20 protein-coding genes are annotated in these 17,859 nt (G+C 59.8%); 7 read left to right on the top strand and 13 right to left on the bottom strand.

Features of this window, described 5'->3' with window-relative positions:
- The 13 genes from FVQ81_16430 to FVQ81_16370 form a co-directional block, all read right to left on the bottom strand.
- The coding region (locus tag FVQ81_16430) for an MATE family efflux transporter (protein ID MBW7998120.1) at positions 1-1,084 on the bottom strand (1,084 nt) is incomplete at its 3' end.
- Positions 1,085-1,177: 93 nt separating this feature from the next.
- Positions 1,178-1,651 carry a cytidine deaminase gene (locus FVQ81_16425; GenBank protein ID MBW7998119.1) on the bottom strand — a complete coding sequence of 158 codons (474 nt, stop codon included), beginning with the start codon at positions 1,649-1,651 and terminating at the stop codon, positions 1,178-1,180.
- The gene (locus FVQ81_16420) at positions 1,648-2,181 is read right to left on the bottom strand and encodes a hypothetical protein (protein MBW7998118.1); all 534 of its coding nucleotides are present in this window, start codon (positions 2,179-2,181) and stop codon (positions 1,648-1,650) included. Before FVQ81_16420 ends, FVQ81_16425 begins: the two co-directional genes overlap by 4 nt.
- Before the next feature lie 35 nt (positions 2,182-2,216).
- Positions 2,217-3,056: an acetyl-CoA carboxylase carboxyltransferase subunit beta gene (locus FVQ81_16415; protein MBW7998117.1), complete on the bottom strand. Its 840-nt coding sequence runs from the start codon at positions 3,054-3,056 to the stop codon at positions 2,217-2,219.
- A gap of 133 nt (positions 3,057-3,189) precedes the next feature.
- Positions 3,190-3,663: a ribosomal-protein-alanine N-acetyltransferase gene (gene rimI / locus FVQ81_16410; GenBank protein ID MBW7998116.1), complete on the bottom strand. Its 474-nt coding sequence runs from the start codon at positions 3,661-3,663 to the stop codon at positions 3,190-3,192.
- 2 nt (positions 3,664-3,665) lie between these two features.
- Complete coding sequence (tsaB, locus tag FVQ81_16405; protein ID MBW7998115.1) at positions 3,666-4,466, bottom strand: tRNA (adenosine(37)-N6)-threonylcarbamoyltransferase complex dimerization subunit type 1 TsaB; 801 nt, start codon at positions 4,464-4,466, stop codon at positions 3,666-3,668.
- Positions 4,390-4,887, bottom strand: a complete 498-nt coding sequence (gene tsaE / locus FVQ81_16400) for a tRNA (adenosine(37)-N6)-threonylcarbamoyltransferase complex ATPase subunit type 1 TsaE (protein MBW7998114.1) — start codon at positions 4,885-4,887, stop codon at positions 4,390-4,392. The genes tsaB and tsaE overlap by 77 nt, the downstream gene beginning before the upstream one ends.
- Positions 4,888-5,032: 145 nt before the next feature.
- The gene (locus FVQ81_16395) at positions 5,033-5,641 is read right to left on the bottom strand and encodes a hypothetical protein (GenBank protein ID MBW7998113.1); all 609 of its coding nucleotides are present in this window, start codon (positions 5,639-5,641) and stop codon (positions 5,033-5,035) included.
- A 148-nt stretch (positions 5,642-5,789) separates the two neighbouring features.
- Positions 5,790-8,642, bottom strand: a complete 2,853-nt coding sequence (gene uvrA / locus FVQ81_16390; GenBank protein MBW7998112.1) for an excinuclease ABC subunit A — start codon at positions 8,640-8,642, stop codon at positions 5,790-5,792.
- Positions 8,643-8,658: 16 nt separating this feature from the next.
- On the bottom strand, positions 8,659-9,483 hold the full coding sequence (locus FVQ81_16385; protein ID MBW7998111.1) for a DUF116 domain-containing protein: 825 nt from the start codon (positions 9,481-9,483) through the stop codon (positions 8,659-8,661).
- A gap of 81 nt (positions 9,484-9,564) precedes the next feature.
- Positions 9,565-9,765 (bottom strand): DUF1858 domain-containing protein, encoded by a 201-nt coding sequence (locus FVQ81_16380; protein MBW7998110.1) that lies wholly within the window; start codon positions 9,763-9,765, stop codon positions 9,565-9,567.
- Positions 9,766-9,840: 75 nt separating this feature from the next.
- Complete coding sequence (locus FVQ81_16375) at positions 9,841-10,062, bottom strand: NifU family protein (protein ID MBW7998109.1); 222 nt, start codon at positions 10,060-10,062, stop codon at positions 9,841-9,843.
- 66 nt (positions 10,063-10,128) lie between these two features.
- Positions 10,129-10,938 (bottom strand): tetratricopeptide repeat protein, encoded by an 810-nt coding sequence (locus tag FVQ81_16370; GenBank protein ID MBW7998108.1) that lies wholly within the window; start codon positions 10,936-10,938, stop codon positions 10,129-10,131.
- 328 nt (positions 10,939-11,266) lie between these two features.
- Between FVQ81_16370 and FVQ81_16365 the strand changes: the two genes are divergently transcribed.
- The 7 genes from FVQ81_16365 to FVQ81_16335 form a co-directional block, all read left to right on the top strand.
- Positions 11,267-12,316: a type IV pilus twitching motility protein PilT gene (locus FVQ81_16365; GenBank protein MBW7998107.1), complete on the top strand. Its 1,050-nt coding sequence runs from the start codon at positions 11,267-11,269 to the stop codon at positions 12,314-12,316.
- 100 nt (positions 12,317-12,416) lie between these two features.
- Complete coding sequence (locus tag FVQ81_16360) at positions 12,417-13,529, top strand: PilT/PilU family type 4a pilus ATPase (protein ID MBW7998106.1); 1,113 nt, start codon at positions 12,417-12,419, stop codon at positions 13,527-13,529.
- Between the two features lie 17 nt (positions 13,530-13,546).
- Entirely contained in the window at positions 13,547-14,746 is a 1,200-nt protein-coding gene (locus tag FVQ81_16355) for a type II secretion system F family protein (protein ID MBW7998105.1), read from the top strand.
- Between the two features lie 37 nt (positions 14,747-14,783).
- The gene (locus tag FVQ81_16350; protein MBW7998104.1) at positions 14,784-15,134 is read left to right on the top strand and encodes a hypothetical protein; all 351 of its coding nucleotides are present in this window, start codon (positions 14,784-14,786) and stop codon (positions 15,132-15,134) included.
- 215 nt (positions 15,135-15,349) lie between these two features.
- Entirely contained in the window at positions 15,350-15,877 is a 528-nt protein-coding gene (locus FVQ81_16345) for a transposase (protein MBW7998103.1), read from the top strand.
- A complete protein-coding gene (locus FVQ81_16340) occupies positions 15,868-17,664 on the top strand; it encodes a PAS domain-containing protein (GenBank protein ID MBW7998102.1) in 1,797 nt (598 codons plus the stop codon). Before FVQ81_16345 ends, FVQ81_16340 begins: the two co-directional genes overlap by 10 nt.
- Positions 17,661-17,859: response regulator (locus tag FVQ81_16335; protein ID MBW7998101.1), on the top strand; the 199-nt coding region annotated here is incomplete at its 3' end. The genes FVQ81_16340 and FVQ81_16335, both read left to right, overlap by 4 nt.

Raw genomic sequence — 17,859 nt, 5'->3', positions numbered from 1 at the left:
CGGTCACCCGCGGACGGAACAGCCAGAAAATATCCTCGCCGAACAGCACGTAGACCGCGCCGACCACCAGCGCCATTCCCAGCAGGATTTTCAGCACCAGGTAAGTCAGCCGCTCGCCCTCCTCCTGCCGCCCCGCGCCGATACACTGGGCCAGCAGAGTGGTGTTGGCCAGGGTCAGCCCGTGGATATAGACTGTCAGCAACTCGTTGATCGACCAGGCGATATTGTTGGCCGCCAGCGACTCGGGCAGGGCCCTGCCCATGAACATGAAAAACAGCGCGACGGCGAGATAATAGGTCAGGTCGTGGATGCCGGAGGGCAGGCCGAGCTTGAGGAATTTTTTCAGCAGTCCGGGACGAACCCTGCGCTGGCCGCGGGTATCGTAGTCGGCCTGGTAGCCTGGTTTGAGGAACAGGGCGAACATGATCGCCGGCGGTACGGCCGAGCTGACCGCCGTGGCCAGGGCCGCGCCGAAAATGCCCAGCCGCGGCGCGCCGAGATGTCCGAAGATCAGCACCCAGTCCAGGAAAATATTGATCGCGTTGCCGGTGACGTTGCTGAGCATCGTGATATGGGTCAGGCCGCGGCCGGTGAAAAACGAGGCGAAATTGTTGTTCATCATCGGCATCACGGCCGCGCACATCATTACCGTGAAATATGTCCGTTCCAGACCGGCTATCTCGGGGCGGTGGCCGAACCAGGTGAAACTCTGCCGTCCGAGCGGAATGACAAGCAGCAGGAGCAGGTACGCTCCCAGCGCCAGGTAGGCTCCCTGCCAGACAGTGGCCGAGCACATCTTCTTGTTGCCTGCCCCGTGATACTGGGCCACGTAGATGTTGATAAAGGCGGTCACTCCGTAAAAGAGCGTGGCGCAAGCCATGTAGAGGAAAGTCGCCGGCCAGACCGCGGAGATCTCGTCGGTGCCGTACCACGAGAGAAACATCCGGTCCACGAACATCATCAGGATCACCGAACCCTGGTTGAAAATCAGCGGCACGGCGATCCTGAACAGCCTGCCGGTCAGCGGGCCGGAGCCGAGTGCGGCCTCCACGGAGACAGCCGGTTGAAATTCGGGACGTTCCATCTGGCAGAATACTCCGGCATTAAAAAAAACGCCCAATGCGCATTGGAACGGCGTATCGGGCACGATCGCGAAACTGCTACTTTCGTGCGGTCTTCAGGGTTTGAACTTTATTTCCGGATCGGGCTTGTCCAGCACATCGCAGACAGTACCGGCCTCAGCGAACAGCTCCGGCGAATTGGAATCGTCGTAGGGGGTGAAACTCACCACCCGTTCTACGCCGGCGTTGACTATCATCTTGGCGCAGATCAGGCAGGGACTGTGGGTGCAGTACATCGTTGCCCCGGCGATACCGACTCCGTGCTGTCCGGCCTGGATAATCGCGTTCTGCTCGGCGTGGATCGCACGGCAGACCTCGTGGCGCGTACCGGAGTCGATTTTCTGCTCATCACGCAGGCAGCCCAGCTCCAGGCAGTCCTTGAGTCTGCTGGCCGCCCCGTTGTAGCCGGTGGAAAGCACCCTGCGCTCGCGCACCAGGACCGCACCCACGTGATGGCGGAGGCAGGTGGAGCGCTCGCTGATCAACATCGACATCTTGAGAAAATAACGGTCCCAGCTCGGGCGGCTCACAGCAGTTCCTCCACTTTGCGGTGCAGCTCCTCGATTGTGCCGTCGTTTTCGATCACGACATCGCTCATCCCGAACACGCGGTCCAGTTGCTGCTCGGTCCCGCTGCCTTCGAGTTCGGCCTGTTCCTGGCGGATGAACTGCTCCAGGGTCAAGGGGTCGTCGGGACGGCGGCGTTTGTGCGCCCGGCGGAAACGGGTTCCCACCGGAGCGTCCACGCCCCACAGCACGAAATCGTCTCGCTGACGCAGGGTTTCAACCTCGCCGGGGTTACGGATGCTGATCACCACCGCCCGTTCCCTGCCCTCCAGACCGGCCAGGGCCAGCTCGGCCAGCGCGCCCGGTCCGCGTTCGGCGCGAAGGCGGTTGCCCTCGGCAGTCAGGTTCTCGCGGGTTATCGGTTTGCCGGCCCGCTCCAGTTCTACGCGCAGCACATCGGACAGGCTGAACCTGGCGAACCCGTGGCGCTCGGCCAGGTAATCGGCCACCTCGTCCTTGCCGGCGGCGTTGCGCGATGTCAGTCCTATCAGCATGATTCGTACGGGGAAGGGAGGCCGCAACCGGCCTGTCAGTCGATCATGAAGTGCAGCAGCCGGATCACCGTGTCACGCATCTCGCGACGGTGAACCACCATGTCGAGTATCCCGTGTTCGAGCAGGAACTCGGCCCGCTGGAAACCCTCGGGCAGGTCCTGGCGAATGGTCTGCTTGATCACGCGCGGCCCGGCAAAGCCGATCAGTGCGCCCGGCTCCGAGATATTGACATCTCCCAGCATCGAAAAGCTGGCGGTGACACCGCCGGTTGTGGGATGGGCCATGATCGAGACATAGGGGATACTTTCTTCGCGCATCTGTCCCAGATAGGCGCTGGTCTTGGCCATCTGCATCAGCGAGAAAATACCCTCCATCATCCGTGCTCCGCCGCTGCGGGAGACAACGATCAGCGGCTGGCGGCCGTCCAGGGAGCGACGGATCGAGCGGGCGATTTTTTCACCCACCACGCTGCCCATGCTGCCGCCGATAAACGAGAAGTCCATCAGGCTCAACTGGACCTTGACCTTGTCCATTTTCCCGCTGCCGGCAACCAGGGCTTCCTTGCGGCCGGTTTTCTTCATCATCTGGTCCAGCCGCTCGGTGTATTTCTTGCGGTCGACGAATTTAAGCGTGTCCACGCTGCCGATCTGGCTGTCGTGCTCGCGGAATGTCCCCGGATCAAGCAACAGATCGACGTACTGCTTGGGAGTCAGCCCATAGTGGAAATTGCAGCGCGTGCAGACATTCAGGTTAGACTCGACCTCTTTTTTATACAGAGTCTCCCCGCAGGCCTCGCATTTGATCCAGATATCGTCCGGGATCACTTTCTTGGGCTGGACTTTCGGACCTCTTTTTTCCTTGCGGAACCAGGACAAACCGCCTCCAGGGCTGAACTCGCGGCCCGCTGTCAATCACCGGCCGACCGGAAAAGCATTTTCAAAATCGAAAAGATAATTTAAAACCTGCGGGAAGATTAAGTCAAGCTATAAGGCGTAAAAGGTGGTCAAGTCATAGTTTCAGCTTCATTATCAGCGCGTCTTCCCGCGGGTCGGAATAGTAACCGGGCCGCAGCCCGATGGAGCTGAATCCGTAGTGTTCGTACAGTTCGACCGCCCGACTGTTGGACGAGCGTACCTCGAGGAACAGCGATTCAACATTCTGCCTGCGACAGGCGCGCATGGTGATGTCCATCAGACAGCGGCCGACTCCCTGGCCCTGGCAGGCGGAAGAAACTGCGATATTGCCCAGCTCCGCCGAATCAATTACGAACCAGGTGCAACTGTAACCGACCACGCGGCCCGCGTTAAGCGCAACGAAATTGATCGTCGCCGGGTTTTCCAGCAGCTTGACAAAAGAATCACGCAGCCAGGGAGTTGTGAACGCCTCCTGTTCGATTTCCATCACCGCGTCCAGATGTTCCATGGCCAGCGGGACCACTTTGACTTTCAGCTTGCGGCGCTGCCGGGATTCTTTTGGCGGCATAATTATCCAAGCCTCAGACCGACCTGGCCGACCCTGATATAGTCAGGCTCGAACGTCCCGATTCGATCCACCAGGTAGCGTTCGGGAGCGGCCAAAACCAGTTGTCCTAGGGAGCGGGCGTCCGGTTCATGCAGACAGTCGTCGGCTGCTTCGAGCAGTTCTGACAGCTTCTCGTCCAGCTCGGCGCGTCTGTTTAGATAACCCTGGCCGAGCATAATAACTTTGCCGCCTGTGCACAGTGAAACCAACCGGCGGCAGAGCGAATCGAGGTCCCAGGCGCCAGGGTTCAGTAATTCCTCGGGAGCGTCGGCCGTATCCCGCCAGCGGAAGCAGGCTGCATAGAATTCCCCGCGGCCGGCGTCGAATGCCGCGCAAACCGGCAGGCCGGAGGTGGCGGCGCGGTTGGCCTGGCAGAGCAGACTGCCGGCGGCAAACAACGGCTTGCCCAAAGTCCAGGCAAGGGTTTTTGCCGTGCTGGCCGCGATCCTGAGGCCGGTAAACGAGCCGGGGCCGCTTGCCACCGCCACGCCTCCCAGCCCGGCGGGCTCCAGGCCGTACTCGTCCAGCAGTTCCCGGATAACCGGAAACAGGTTCTCCGCCCGCGAGATAGACCCGGTATGCGTGGGCCAGTCCTCCGGTGAGTCCTGACCGGCAAGGGCCACCGAGCCGACAGGTATCGAGGTGTCGATGCAGAGCAGGGGACCGTTTAGTTGAACGGGTTCCATGTCACATATCACCGCTGAATTCGTCGAAAATGTTATCCAGAGCAGGCCAGAGCCCGCCGAATATTCCGAATGTCGCATCACGGCGGTCGCGGCCCGCCGTTTTGAGCGTTATTTCCACCCGGTCGGGCGGCAGAATTCCGGCGGCTTTTTCAGACCACTCGATACAGACCAGCACGTCGGGAGCGAACATTTCTGCCAGGCCGGTGTCCCACAGTTCATCCTCTTCGCGGATACGGTAGCAATCCACGTGGATCAGCGGCATGCGGCCGCAGTCGTAACGGTTGATTATCGTGTAAGTAGGGCTGCTGACCAGGCCCCGGCAGTCCAGCGCTCCGGCCAGGGCCTGAATGAAAGTTGTCTTGCCGCTGCCCAGGCCGCCGTAGAATGCGATCGTGCCCCCGGTAGTGAGAGCGACGGCCATCCGTGAAGCAAGCTCGCGGGTCCGGGCGGGACTTTCCAGCGTGAGCCGCCCGCTTTTTCTGGGAATCCGATCCGGCATAATTATTGATTCAGCCTGGTTCTTTAAAGATACAGATAAAATACCGGGCGGCAGGGTATGCCGCCCGGTTCGGTTCTGCAAATCAATAATCCGTGGACCTGTGATCCCGCGCAAGCCGGGACGGCGTGTACGGCTCCCGGTTGAGTCAGTTGTCCCGGTTGCGGGTACGGAACACCTCGTAGTGTTCCTTCGCCTCGTTGAGCCTTTCAATCACGCGCAGCCAGTTATTGAACGACAGCGAGTTGAAATAAACTATCGACAGCTCACGGCTGTTGAGGTCGATTGCGCGGTCAAACAGGTAAATCGCGCTCACCGGCGGCTCACGGATATAGGCCACCCGGTCATTGAAACCGGGCGATACCGGAATAATATCGAGCGGGCTGTACTTGGAGCCGTAGCTGTAGATTATCACTTCCTGGGGTTCGTAGCGCACTTCCTGTCCCAGAGCGCGGAAATATACCAGGAACGGAATCGGCCGGTCCTTGCTGTTGGGGTCGAACACGAAGGGATCGTCGAGGTGGTTCTCTTTCAGCTTGCGCAGGTAGCCGCGCATCTCGACAGTCGCGTAGCTGATAATACTCTCGTCCATCGCGGTGACCGTAATTTCGATATCCCCGCCCCGCATGGTGGCCGTAATGTCGTTACGCCCCAGCAGCCCCTCGTAATCGTCCGGCACCTGCTCATCATCCAACTGGGCCGGCAGCGGCAAGGCGAACACCACAAGCGCGGCGATCATGATTCTGACGAGTTTCATTTCAGGCTCCTTGGCGGTCGATTGATCGGCTTGGGCCGGGCGGGGTTAAAGTTTTCGCCACTTGTTTTGACGGTCGAGGGGTGGAAAAATTCATTCGTAATTGATAATTATTTCGTAAACCTGTTCTGTCAAGACCCTTAATAATCTCTCAGCCGCAGCTTCCGGCCCCGCGCGAGATTTTCCGTCTCCCGCCCGCCAGCATTCTTCCGGTATGGCTGGCGGCGCAGGCGGCTATTTTCGACGGCGGTCCCTGGGCGACCACATGCCCGCCGCCATCGCCTCCCTCGGGCCCGAGGTCCACGATCCAGTCGGCGCGAGCGATTACGGCCGGGTGATGTTCCACCACCAGTATGGTATGGCCGGACTCGATCAGCCTGTCGAGCACTTTGAGCAGACGGCGGACTTCGGTGAGGTGCAAGCCGGTTGTCGGCTCGTCCAGCACGAACAGCCGTCCCCGGCGGGCTTTTCCGCGGGTCCCGCGACCGATCTCGCGGGCGATTTTCAGCCGCTGGCTCTCGCCGCCGGAAAGAGTGGTGGCGCTCTGGCCCATGGACAGGTAACCCAGGCCCACCGACTGGAGCAGCCACAGCTGCTTGCCCAGCGGGGAGTGATCCTTGAAAAAGCCCATCGCCTCGTTGACAGTCATCCCGAGCACATCGTGGATATTCAGACCCCTGTAGCGCACGGCCAGTGTCCGCGATGAGAACCGCTTGCCGCCGCATTCCTCGCAGGGCACCATCACGTCGGCCATGAACTGCATGTCCACCAGCTCGTAACCGGCCCCCTTGCAGCGCTCACAGCGTCCCCCGGCGGTGTTGAACGAGAACGAACCGGCGCTGAGGCCCAGTTTCGAGGCGGCCCGGGTGGCGGCGAACAGCTTGCGGATATGGTCGAACGCCTTGATATAGGTCACCGGGTTCGAGCGCGGAGTCCTGCCGATCGGCGTCTGATCGACCATCACCACGCTTTCCAGCTGCCCGGCGCCCTCGATCCGCAGCCCCTCCGTCCCCTCGCCCACCGGTTGTTCCCCGCGGATAATCCGTTCCAGGCACGGGACCAGCACGCCCGCGACCAGCGAACTTTTGCCGCTGCCGCTCACACCGGTCACGCAGTTGAACGCGCCGAGGGCGAACTCAGCCCGCTCGCCGGCCAGGTTGTGCAGGGTGGCGCCGGTTAGCGAGAAGAATTTTTTCGGCACGCGCCCGGATGTGAACAGGAACAGATCGGCGGCCTGTTCCAGCGAACGGGCAGTGGCCGTATCCTGGTGGACAAACTCATCGGCAGGGCCGGAGAACAGCACCCGCCCCCCGTGCTCCCCGCTGCCGGGGCCGAGTTCGACCACGTGGTCGGCGCTGGAAATCACGCTGGTGTCATGCTCCACAACCAGCAGGCTGTTGCCCGAGTCCACCAGTTCGCGCAGCACCCGGATCAGACGGTCGGTGTCGCGCTGGTGCAGGCCGATTGTGGGTTCGTCGAGCACGAACAGCGTGTCGGTCAGTCCGCTGCCGAGCAGGCGGGTGAGCATGATCCGCTGATACTCTCCGCCGGAGAGCGTACGGGTCAGGCGCGAAAGAGTGAGGTAGCCCAGCCCGACCTCGAGCATGAAATCCAGCCGCCCGGATATTTTGGCCAGCAGTTCGGCCGCGGCCGCGTTATCCCGTAACTCGTCCAGCCCGGCAAAATGCGTCCGCAGCGCCTCCACGCTCATCGATATCAGCTCGTACACCGTACGTCCGGCCAGGATCACGTTGCCTGTTTCCCGACGTAACCGGCTGCCGCCGCAATCCGGGCAGGTTCGCTCGCTCTGGTAGGAGCGCAGGAAGAAGCGGATGTACTGTTTGTATTTCTTGCTCTCCAGCGCTCTCAGGAACGGGAACACGCCCTGGAATCCGGCGTGGCCGTATAACAGCTTGTCCCGGTCGCTCTGGTCGAGGTCGCGCCAGGGGGTGCGGAGGGGAATCCCTTCCCGGCGGCAGAACGAATTCAACTCTTCCCGCCGCCCGGTGTAGCGCGGCTTGGTCCAGGGGTCCAGCGCGCCGGTGGCCACACAGCGGCCATGGTCCGGGACAACCAGGTTGAGGTCGTACTCCAGCAGATTGCCGAACCCGCGGCAGAGCGGGCAGGCCCCGTAGGGGTTGTTGAACGAGAAGAAATTCGGGGTCGGCTCGGGGAAATACGTATCGCAGCCGGCGCAGTGAAACCGCTGGGAGAATTTTTTATCGACTGATCCCTCGCCGGTTTCCAGCAGCGCTGAACAGGCTCCCTCGCCGTGGGCCAATGCAGCAGCCAGGGCCTCGTTGAGCCTGCCCCTGGTTTCAGGGGATATTTTCAGCCGGTCGACAACGACGCTGAACTCGCCGCCCGGGGCCAGGAAATTCTCCGCCTCGGCTTCGTCGAGCCGGACAGTCCCGTCTCTCCCCGGGGTCATCGCCCGGATAAAGCCCATCGCCAGCAGGTTCTCGCGCAGGGTGGCCGAATCCACCTTATCCGAGCGCAGCGGTTTGAAGAGGATTATCGCTCTGTGGCCAGTGTGGGCTGAGAGCAGCTCGTCGGCGGCGCTCTCGGCCGAGTCCGGGCCGACCTCGCCCCCGCACCCCGGGCAGACAGTGCTGGCGCAGCGGGAGTAGAGCAGGCGAAGGTAATCGTAGATTTCGGTGATCGTGCCGACAGTGGAGCGGGCCGTATTGACCGGGTTGCGCTGCTCGACAGCCACCGCGGGGCTGAGTCCCGTTATCTCGTCGACATCGGGACGGGGGATACGTTCCATGAACTGGAGCACATAGGTCGGCAGGGTTTCCAGGAACCGTCGACGGCTCTCCTGGTAGATCGTGTCGAACACCAGCGAACTCTTACCCGAGCCGGAAAGCCCCGTGATTACAACCAGTTGCTTGCGGGGCAGGCGCAGGTCGATATTTTTCAGGTTGTGCTGACGCGCGCCGGAGATTTCGATTGTATCCACCTGGGTCTCGTCTGTTGGGGCCGTAAACAAGCGGGAGGGCAGTGGGTGGCAGAGAGTGTCAGTCGCGGCGGCGCGGGCTGAACAGGATCATCGCTTCCTCCATCTTCTCCATATCGACCACTGTGTTCTTGCAGGGTCCCTCGGGCCTGCAGTTGGGTACGGCGTAAGTGGGGATGATCGGGGCCATGTCCTGGATGCCGCTGACAAGGTCCCGTTCGCAGGCGACTGCGATTATCCGGCTGGGACGGTTTTCGTGGATCAGTTTGCGGGCCAGTTCGCCGCCGGGGACAACGTGGACCAGGCACTCGTAGCGCTCGCCCAGGGCTTGGATCTGTTTCCGCACCTGGGGCGCCAGACAGCGCGGCAGCAGCATCAGCAGGGGGCCGGAATCGGTGTTGATCCTCGCGCCGCGCACCAGGGCGTTGCTGACCTTGATAAACGAGTTGCCCATCCTGTCGCGGCTGATCCCGAACGTCCTGCCCAGCCTGATAGTCAGGGGTATGAGCAGGTTCATCGATTTCTGCACGGAATCCATCCGCCACGGCAGGCGGATGCCGGTCAGCAGGGGGAAAGCGATCGAGGAGAACCAGAGCAGGACCGCCAGGGAGAACGCGCCCAGCGTGGCCATCACACCCTGGGCCAGGTATTCGTGCCAGCCTTCCAGCCGGGGATAGATCATGTAGAAAAACGCGCCAAGCGCGGCGATCAGCACCACGAGGCAGAGGAAGGCGAAGCCGATAAACACCCGCCGGTCCTCGTCGAGCACCGCCGGTTCACCGTCGAGATGCCCGTCCCAGTCGGCCCATTCATCGCCCAGCCTGCGGTCCGGTTTCCGCCTGGCTGTATCGCCGGCGGTCTTTTCCTGTTGCGCGTCGTGTCCCATAATCCTGGTGCGGAAGTGCGGGGCCGGGCCCCGGGGTTAGAAATGGCGGTGCTAAATTATCATGCCTCATACCGGCTGGCTTCAGTGGACCTTGTTCAGCTCCTTAAGCACTGTTTCAAGCTCGACCGCATGCATCCGTGCGCCCATGAACAGGGGTTCTCCGCTGAAACTCGGACAGGAGAAACAGTCCTTGCCGAAATATTTTTCAACAATCTTCCTGGCCCTGGGGCTGGTTTTGGCGACTTCGGCCAGGGTCATCGATTCCGTGAACTGCCGGGCCATAATCTTTACTCCATCCGGTTAGCGCCGGTCTCCGGGAGCACGGAGCGCCGGCGGTGTTGAAGCGTAAAAACGAGCTCAGACAGATTCGACGGACTTGATCTCGGGGACAGCCTGGCGCATCACGCGCTCCACGCCCATTTTAAGAGTCTGGGCCGCACCGGGGCAGCCGCTGCAGGCTCCCTTGAGTGTGACCATCACCACGTTGTCGTCGGTGATCTCCACCAATTCGATATCTCCGCCGTCGGCCTGAAGGTAGCCGCGGACATTGGCGATCACCTGCTCGACCCTGGTCTGCAAATCGTTGTTCTGCTCAGTCATCATTCCCTCCTGATTCGTTTTGCCACAGCCCGTTGATGAGGCGGCTTATACTTCGAGAAACCGTCCCTCGCCATAGGCCAGTTTTTTGATTTTTCCCAGCCTGCCCAGATAATACTCGATATCCGGCGGGTCCTGCTCAACCGCCTTGCGCATGAATGTCAGGGCCCGGTAGTACTCCTTCCTCAGATAATATACTTCGGCCAGCGTGTCGAGGAAAACCGGGTTTTCCGGTTCCATCTCCACCGCCCGACTGCTTAGCTCCAGCGCCTCTTCCAGTTCGATATCCAGTTGGGTGTAAACCCAGGCCAGATTGTTCATGGCCGAGGCGTGCGTGCTGTCGATTGTCAGGCAGTCGCGGTACTGATCTATCGCGGCTTCCATGTCGCCAAGCTGGTAATTCAGATCGCCGAGAGCGAAATGCAGCCCCGAGTTGCCCGGATCGTTGGCCAGCGAGTTTTCAAAATACTGGAGAGCTTTGGGGTAGTTGCCCTGTTCCAGATACAGCCTGCCCATGTTCAGGTTATAGTCGCTCAGGAAATAGGCGATATAGGCCACGAACGACCCCAGCAGCAGAAAAACGGCGATCCGCGTCCAGGAATATTTTTTCCCGCTTCTGTTTCCCGGTTGTTCGCCGCTGGCGAGATTCGGATCGCGCAATCCGCTCTCCCAGCGAGTAAGCGCCGTGCTGAAACCCTCCAGAAACCGCTCGGCGGCGTTGCTGCAGGCCGGGCAGTTGCCGTGGCTTTCCAGGCATTCGCCGCAGAAAAACTCTCCACAGCCGGCGCACTGGCTTTCGGCGGGGCGCTCGTGGTGCATGCTGCAGCGGTTGGACTCGTATGGCCGATAGTTTTCCATCTCTTGAAAAATATACAATTTAGTTCGATTAAATCAAACAGTTTTAGTTTTGCGGCGCGGCCTGCGGGGGCGCCTCCAAAATCAGCGCGTCCACAGCCTGGATCTCTGTCCGCCGCTCACTCGTTGCAGAGGCAAAGCCGGCGGGAGCAAACTTGACAAAGAACCCGGCCCGGTATACAATCAGGTATTCTGCACCGGTCTCAGGGAGATCGGGAAACGGTGCTGGCGCAGGTGCTGCGTGTGCGGATTAGGGGTTGTTGCTGAATCCGCACGGGATGCCTGTGCGAAAACCGGTCACGTCTTACATCTGCAAAGGTCCGGAGACAGAATGGACATAGCCGAACTCCTCCTTTTCGCCCACAAGCAGGGCGCCTCCGATACCCATCTCAGCGCCGGCGAGCCTCCCAGGATCAGGGTCAACGGGATAATGACTCCGGTCAAAGTCCCGCCGATGGACAAAAAAGAAATCCACGCGATGATCTACGACATCCTCAACGACCGTCAGCGCAAGATTTTCGAGGAGACCCACGATCTGGATTTCAGCATGGAGCTTGGCGATGTCGCCCGTTTCCGGGTCAACGTGTTCATGCAGCACCGCGGCGAGGCGGCGGTGTTCCGCACGATCCCCAGCGAGGTGCTGAGTTTCGACAAGCTGGGCCTGCCCGGGACCATGCGTAATTTCGCCAAGCTCGAGAAAGGGATCGTGCTGGTTACCGGACCTACCGGCAGCGGGAAGAGCACCACCCTGGCGGCGATTGTCGACCTGATCAACAATGAGCGCCACGGGCATATTCTGACTATCGAGGACCCGATCGAGTTCGTGCACAAGAGCAAGAACTGCCTGATCAATCAGCGCGAGGTGGGGCCGCATACGCACTCGTTCGCCAATGCTCTTCGCGGGGCGCTGCGCGAGGACCCGGACGTGATCCTGGTTGGCGAGATGCGCGACCTGGAAACGATCTCCCTGGCGCTGACAGCCGCCGAGACCGGCCACCTGGTGTTCGGTACCCTGCACACCTCCAGCGCCCCGAAAACGATCGACCGGATCGTGGACGTGTTCCCCGCCGGCGAGCAGGCGCAGATCAGGACCATGTTCGCCGAGAGCTGCCGGGCGGTGGTCAGCCAGGTGCTGCTGCGCAAGAAGGACGGCAAGGGCCGGGTGGCCGCGCTGGAAATCATGATCGGTACGCCGGCGGTGCGCAACCTGATCCGCGAGGGAAAAGTGGCCCAATTGCCCTCGGCGCTGCAGACCGGCCAGAAATGGGGCATGCAGACCCTGGACCAGCACCTGAAAGAACTGGTGCACAAGGGAGTTATCAAGAAAGAGGACGCGGAGCTCTACATCTCCGATCCGGAGTTGTTTAACCGCGAATTTTAAGACCGGTCAGGAAACTGAAAAAGGGGGGCACGCCACGCGGGGCCGGGGTGTGTCCCCTTTGTTGCCTGCTAACGCATGATCGTACACCGGGAGGTGGCTGATGGAATTCAAGGGCCTGCTGAAATACATGGTGGATAACGACGCCTCGGATATCTATATCACCGAGGGCTGCCCGCCGATGTTCCGCGTCGAGGGCGTTACCAGCCCGATGGGCGAGGAAAAGCTCGGCGGCGAGACCACCGCACGCATGGCCGCTGCGATCATGAACGACAAGCAGAAGAAAGAGTTCCTCGAAACCTTCGAGATGAACCTGGCGCTGGCCTACGACGACCTGGGCCGCTTCCGGGTCAACATCTTCAAGCAGCGCGGCCAGGTGGGGATGGTGATCCGGCAGATCAAGCTCAGGATCCTCACGCTCGACGAGCTCAAGCTGCCGGAAATCCTCAAAACCATCATCAAGACCAAGCGCGGGCTGGTCCTGGTGGTCGGAGCCACCGGCAGCGGTAAGAGCACCAGCCTGGCGGCGATGATCGATTACCGCAACACCACTTCCGACGGGCATATCATCACTATCGAGGACCCGGTGGAGTTTGTCCATCAGCACAAGAAAAGCGTGATCACCCAGCGCGAGGTGGGGATGGATACCCACACGTTCAAGGCCGCGCTGAAAAATACCCTGCGCCAGGCGCCCGATGTGATCCTGGTCGGTGAAATCCGCGACACGGAAACGATGGAGCACGCAATCGAGTTCGCCGAAACCGGCCATCTCTGCCTGGGCACCCTGCATGCCAACAACGCCAACCAGGCTATCGAGCGGGTGATGAACTTCTTCCCCGAGGAGCGCCATCCGCAGATCTACATGCAGCTCTCCCTGAACCTGCGCTCGATTATCAGCCAGCGGCTGGTGCGCACGGTGGACGGGAAACGGGCCGCCGCGGTGGAGATCCTGCTCGACTCCCCCAGGATCAAGGACCTGATCCTCAAGGGCGAGATCGGCGTGCTCAAGGATGCGATGGAGGCCAGCAGCCAGGATGGTATGCAGACGTTCGACCAGGCCCTGCTCAAGCTGTACAAGGAAGGGCGGATCACCTTGGAGGACGCTATAGCCAACGCCGACAGCGCCAACGACCTCAGGCTGAAAATCAAGATGGAAAAACTCGCCGAGGGCGGGACTCTCGAGGAAGATGACAGTGGTCCCAAACTTAGTATCTGAAGAGCGGAGGTGCTGCAATGCCGGTATTTAACTGGAAAGCCCGCACGCCCAGGGGCGAAATGCACAACGGAGAGCTGACCGCCACCACGCCCCAGGAAGTGATCGGCTACCTGCGCCGCAAGCGCCTGATCGTGGTCAGCGTTAACGAAAAGCCCAAGGAAATCAAGCTCAGTCTGGGCGGCAGAATCAAAACTCGCGATATCGTGCTTTTCAGCCGCCAGTTCGCCACGATGATCGACAGCGGCCTGCCGCTGGTGCAATGCCTGGGAATCCTGGGAGCGCAGACCGAAAACCAGAAATTCCGCGATGTGATCAACTCGGTGCGCGTGGATGTCGAGGGCGGAAACACCCTGGCCGACGCGCTGGTAAAATTCCCGAAAATTTTCACCAAGCTGTTCGTCTCGATGATCTCGGCGGGCGAGGCGGGCGGTATCCTGGACCAGATCATGCTCCGCCTGTCGGACTATCTGGAAAAGAACGACACGATTATCCGCAAAATCAAGGGCGCGATGATCTATCCGGCGGTGGTCTTCACGGCCGCTATCGGCTGCGTGACGATCCTGCTGATCTTCGTCATCCCGATTTTCGCCGGGATGTTCAAGGAAATGGACATGGAGCTGCCGCTGCCGACCCAGGTGGTGGTCAACCTGTCGGACTTCCTGATCGGCTACTGGTGGCTGCTGGCCGCGTTGATCTTCGGCGGGATTGTCGCTCTCAAACGCTACTACAAAACCGACAAGGGCGAACTGGTAATCGATACGATCCTGCTGCGCGTACCAGTGCTGGGAGACCTGATCCGCAAGAGCGCGGTCGCCAGGTTCACCCGGACCCTGGGTGTGCTGATCTCCAGCGGCGTTTCGATCCTGCATGGACTCGAGGTCACCGCCCGCACCAGCGGCAACCGGGTGGTCCACGACGCGATCATGGGCAGCCGCGTCTCGATCGCCGGCGGAGAAACAATCACCAAGCCGCTCAAGGACGCCGGGGTTTTTCCGCCGATGGTGATCCAGATGATCAACGTGGGCGAGCAGACCGGCGGCTTGGACGCGATGCTGATCAAGATCGCTGATTTTTACGAGGAAGAGGTGGACACGGCGGTCGATTCGCTGACCGCGGCCCTGGAGCCGGTGATGATTGTCTTCCTGGGTATTATCGTCGGCGGAATGGTCGTGGCCATGTACCTGCCGATTTTCGACCTGATCACCAAGATGCACTGACCGTCGGAACGAAACCGGTGTAAGGACAAAATCTAGAATGAGTACTTGTATTCATTGCAGTAAAGAAACTGGTGATACCAATCATCACTTGGTAGCTATAGGTTTTACCACTGGATCGGATTTTAAGGAGATGTGGGAGCGTCGTTGGGAGAAGTGGAAGTGTTTGTCTACGGGCCAAACTTATAATGGAAAACTTAGCGAGGAAGCGACTGAAGAAGCTCAAAGAAATTATGCTAATCGTTCCAGTATATTCATGATAGACAATCTCTTAGGATTAAATCCTGAAGATGCGCAACTTTTAAAGACAAGAGGAAAAATTCGATTGGAAATGGGTGAATTCAAGCCGGCGACAGATGATTTTAGCGAAGCATTAAAATTCAGTCCCTAATGATGGTGAGATATACTTTCTTAGGGGTGAAGCTTATAAAAACCTCGGGAAGCTTGATTTGGCTGAAAGGGACAAAGATATGGCTGTTAGGAAAGGTTTTAGTCCACCTGAGTGAAACAATGAACTGAGTAGTTTGGAAGGAGAGTTTACCTGTTCGTCTCGCGCATTGTCTGATCTCTGTCGTAGGGGCGAGGCATGCCTCGACCGGAGCTAAAATGCCTGATATTTTTTTCAAACAGAGGAAAAACATCCGTCTGAGGGATTATGATTATTCCTCGCCGGGCGCATACAGGGTCACAATCTGCGCAAACGAGCGTCAACAAAGGCTCTTCGGTACTCTGAATAATGGATCAATCGAACTTTCTAAAATCGGACGGCTCGTCGAAAATCGCTGGTTAGCAATCCCGAATCATTTTTCCGGTGTCAGTCTGGATGCGTGGATTATCATGCCGGACCATGTTCATGGCATCCTGCTTTTCGAATTGAATGAATCGGGCGAGGCATGCCTCGCCCCTACGACAACCCCTGGACTAAGCGAAATACCAAGTCTCGGTACGGTAATCGGCTCATTTAAATCTGCCGTGTCAAGAGATGCGCGTAAATTAGGAATTTCAAATAGTACTCTCTGGCAGCGCGGTTATTTCGAGCACGTTATCCGCAACCAGCATGACCTTGAGTGCGCACGGGAATACATTGCCCTGAACCCGCATCGCCTGCATCAGGAGCACGAAAAATGTCCCTGATTCCACGCCTGCGAAGAGTTGGCTGGTCCCTGCCCCATCTCTCGGCGCGGCTGCTGATCAGGTGGTGGATGATCCTGCGGGTCACGCTCGTGGCCACCACCATGGCCGTGGTTATCTACTTCAGCGGGGCGGGACGCCTGCTGCCGCTGGCCGTGGCGCTGGTCACGGTCGCTGTCAGCGCGGTCTTTTACCGGCAGGCGGTCAAAGGCAGGGGAGCCAGCGAGGTCCACTGTTTCTTCCAGTATTTCTTCGACATCTGCCTGATCAGCCTGGTCAACCTGATCACCCTGCCGCTCAACGTCAATTTTATCCCGCTCTACGTTCTCAGCATCGCTGTCGCCAGTATTTTCAGCTTCCGGCCGGGAGCGTTTTTCACCGCCACGGTGGCCTCGGTGGCCTATCTCCCCGTGGGACTGCGTATCCTTAATCTCGGGTTCGCACTCACCGAGACGTTCCAGTTCAACGTGCTGTATCTGGCCGACCGCTGGACCTGGCTTAACGTCGGCCTGCAGGTTTTCCTGTTTTACTGCGTGGCCGCCATCACCAGCTACCTGAGTCTCAGACTGCGCAAAACCGGCAGCGAACTCGAGGATACGCGCAATCTTCTGAGCCAGTACCGCCTCGATCACCGCGAAATCGTCCACAATATCACCAGTGGGCTGATCACCTGCGACCCCTCGGGTAGAATCCTGGAAGTAAATCCGGCCGCCAGACGAATCCTCGCCCTTCCCGAAGACTATATCCTCAAGCAGCCGGCCGCGGGCTTGTTCGCGGCCGGCTGCCCGGAGATTTCGAAAATTATCCGTCTCGCCGTTGAGAGCGACGTGATGGTCGCTCACCGCAAGGTGGAACTGGTGTCCGCCGGGCGGCATGTGCCGCTGAGAGTCAGCTCGTCGGTGATGAAAGACCGCGACGGCCGTCTGCGCGGGGTTTCGCTGGTGTTCGAGGACATCACAATCGAGGAGAAAGCAAGAGAGCTGGAACTGCGCGGCACCCGGCTGGAGGCCGTGGCCGAACTGGCGGCCAGCCTGGCCCATGAGATAAAGAACCCCCTGACCTCTATCCGCAGCGCTATCGAGCTGATCGGCGAGAAAACCGAACGCGGCCGGGACGAGGTTACCGATCGCCTGATGGAGTGTGTGCTGAAGGAGAGCGACCGCCTGGCGGAACTGCTTCGCCAGTTTCTCCAGTTTTCGCGCGGGCACAGCGGTCCGCTGGAGGATATCAGGCTCGGTGACCTGCTCGAAGAGGTCCGCCAGGCTGTTTCAAATAATCCCGACTGGCGTGGTGAAGTGGAACTGCTGGTCTCGCCGTCGGTGGCCCGCTGGCGGGTGGCGGCCCCTCCGGGAGCGTTGTCGCAGGTGTTCTACAACCTGTTGATCAATGCGGTCCAGGTGACAGGCAGGGATGGCGAGAAAACGAACACGATCGAAATCCGCAGCGCAGAGCGCCGCACCGAGGGACTACCCGAGCGGCGGGGAATGCACATGGTGGCTGTCTGCGATGACGGGCCGGGAATCGACAGCGATTTCAGGCAGAAGATTTTCGAGCCTTTTTTCTCCACCCGCAAGGAAGGATTCGGCCTGGGCCTGGCCGTGGTGCACAGGATCATGAGTTCGATGGGCGGGATGATTTTCGTGCTGGATGAAAGTCCGCTGGGCGGAGCGGCGTTCGCTGTCGGTATGCCCAGGGTCAGCGACGGACCTGGTGGCCGGGACAAACAACAACAACAGGAAAAGCCAACCGCCGGGACAGCCGGTAAGAAGACGGGAGAGTACGGCAGGTGAGCAAGGTCTTGATTATTGACGACGAGCAGTCGCTGCTGACCACGCTGGAAATACTGTTCAGCACCGAGGGCTACGAGGTCCGGACGGCGTCCGACGGCCGCGAAGGTGTGCAGTGCATGGAGGACGACGGCCTGCCGGACCTGGTGATTACCGATATCAAGATGCCCGATATGGACGGGATGCAGGTGCTGCACC

The organism is Candidatus Glassbacteria bacterium (assembly GCA_019456185.1).
Classification (GTDB): domain Bacteria; phylum Gemmatimonadota; class Glassbacteria; order GWA2-58-10; family GWA2-58-10; genus JAJRTS01.
Note: the sequence above shows the minus strand (reverse complement) of the source record. Positions and strands in the feature narration are given on the sequence as shown.

Coding starts and splice junctions, on each gene's coding strand:
- FVQ81_16420 (MBW7998118.1), bottom strand. CDS start 2,181: ATGCTGATAGGACTGACATCGCGCAACGCCGCCGGCAAGGACGAGGTG.
- rimI (MBW7998116.1), bottom strand. CDS start 3,663: ATGCCGCCAAAAGAATCCCGGCAGCGCCGCAAGCTGAAAGTCAAAGTG.
- tsaB (MBW7998115.1), bottom strand. CDS start 4,466: ATGCGACATTCGGAATATTCGGCGGGCTCTGGCCTGCTCTGGATAACA.
- tsaE (MBW7998114.1), bottom strand. CDS start 4,887: ATGCCGGATCGGATTCCCAGAAAAAGCGGGCGGCTCACGCTGGAAAGT.
- FVQ81_16395 (MBW7998113.1), bottom strand. CDS start 5,641: ATGAAACTCGTCAGAATCATGATCGCCGCGCTTGTGGTGTTCGCCTTG.
- FVQ81_16385 (MBW7998111.1), bottom strand. CDS start 9,483: ATGGGACACGACGCGCAACAGGAAAAGACCGCCGGCGATACAGCCAGG.
- FVQ81_16380 (MBW7998110.1), bottom strand. CDS start 9,765: ATGGCCCGGCAGTTCACGGAATCGATGACCCTGGCCGAAGTCGCCAAA.
- FVQ81_16370 (MBW7998108.1), bottom strand. CDS start 10,938: ATGGAAAACTATCGGCCATACGAGTCCAACCGCTGCAGCATGCACCAC.
- FVQ81_16365 (MBW7998107.1), top strand. CDS start 11,267: ATGGACATAGCCGAACTCCTCCTTTTCGCCCACAAGCAGGGCGCCTCC.
- FVQ81_16360 (MBW7998106.1), top strand. CDS start 12,417: ATGGAATTCAAGGGCCTGCTGAAATACATGGTGGATAACGACGCCTCG.
- FVQ81_16355 (MBW7998105.1), top strand. CDS start 13,547: ATGCCGGTATTTAACTGGAAAGCCCGCACGCCCAGGGGCGAAATGCAC.
- FVQ81_16350 (MBW7998104.1), top strand. CDS start 14,784: ATGAGTACTTGTATTCATTGCAGTAAAGAAACTGGTGATACCAATCAT.
- FVQ81_16345 (MBW7998103.1), top strand. CDS start 15,350: ATGCCTGATATTTTTTTCAAACAGAGGAAAAACATCCGTCTGAGGGAT.
- FVQ81_16340 (MBW7998102.1), top strand. CDS start 15,868: ATGTCCCTGATTCCACGCCTGCGAAGAGTTGGCTGGTCCCTGCCCCAT.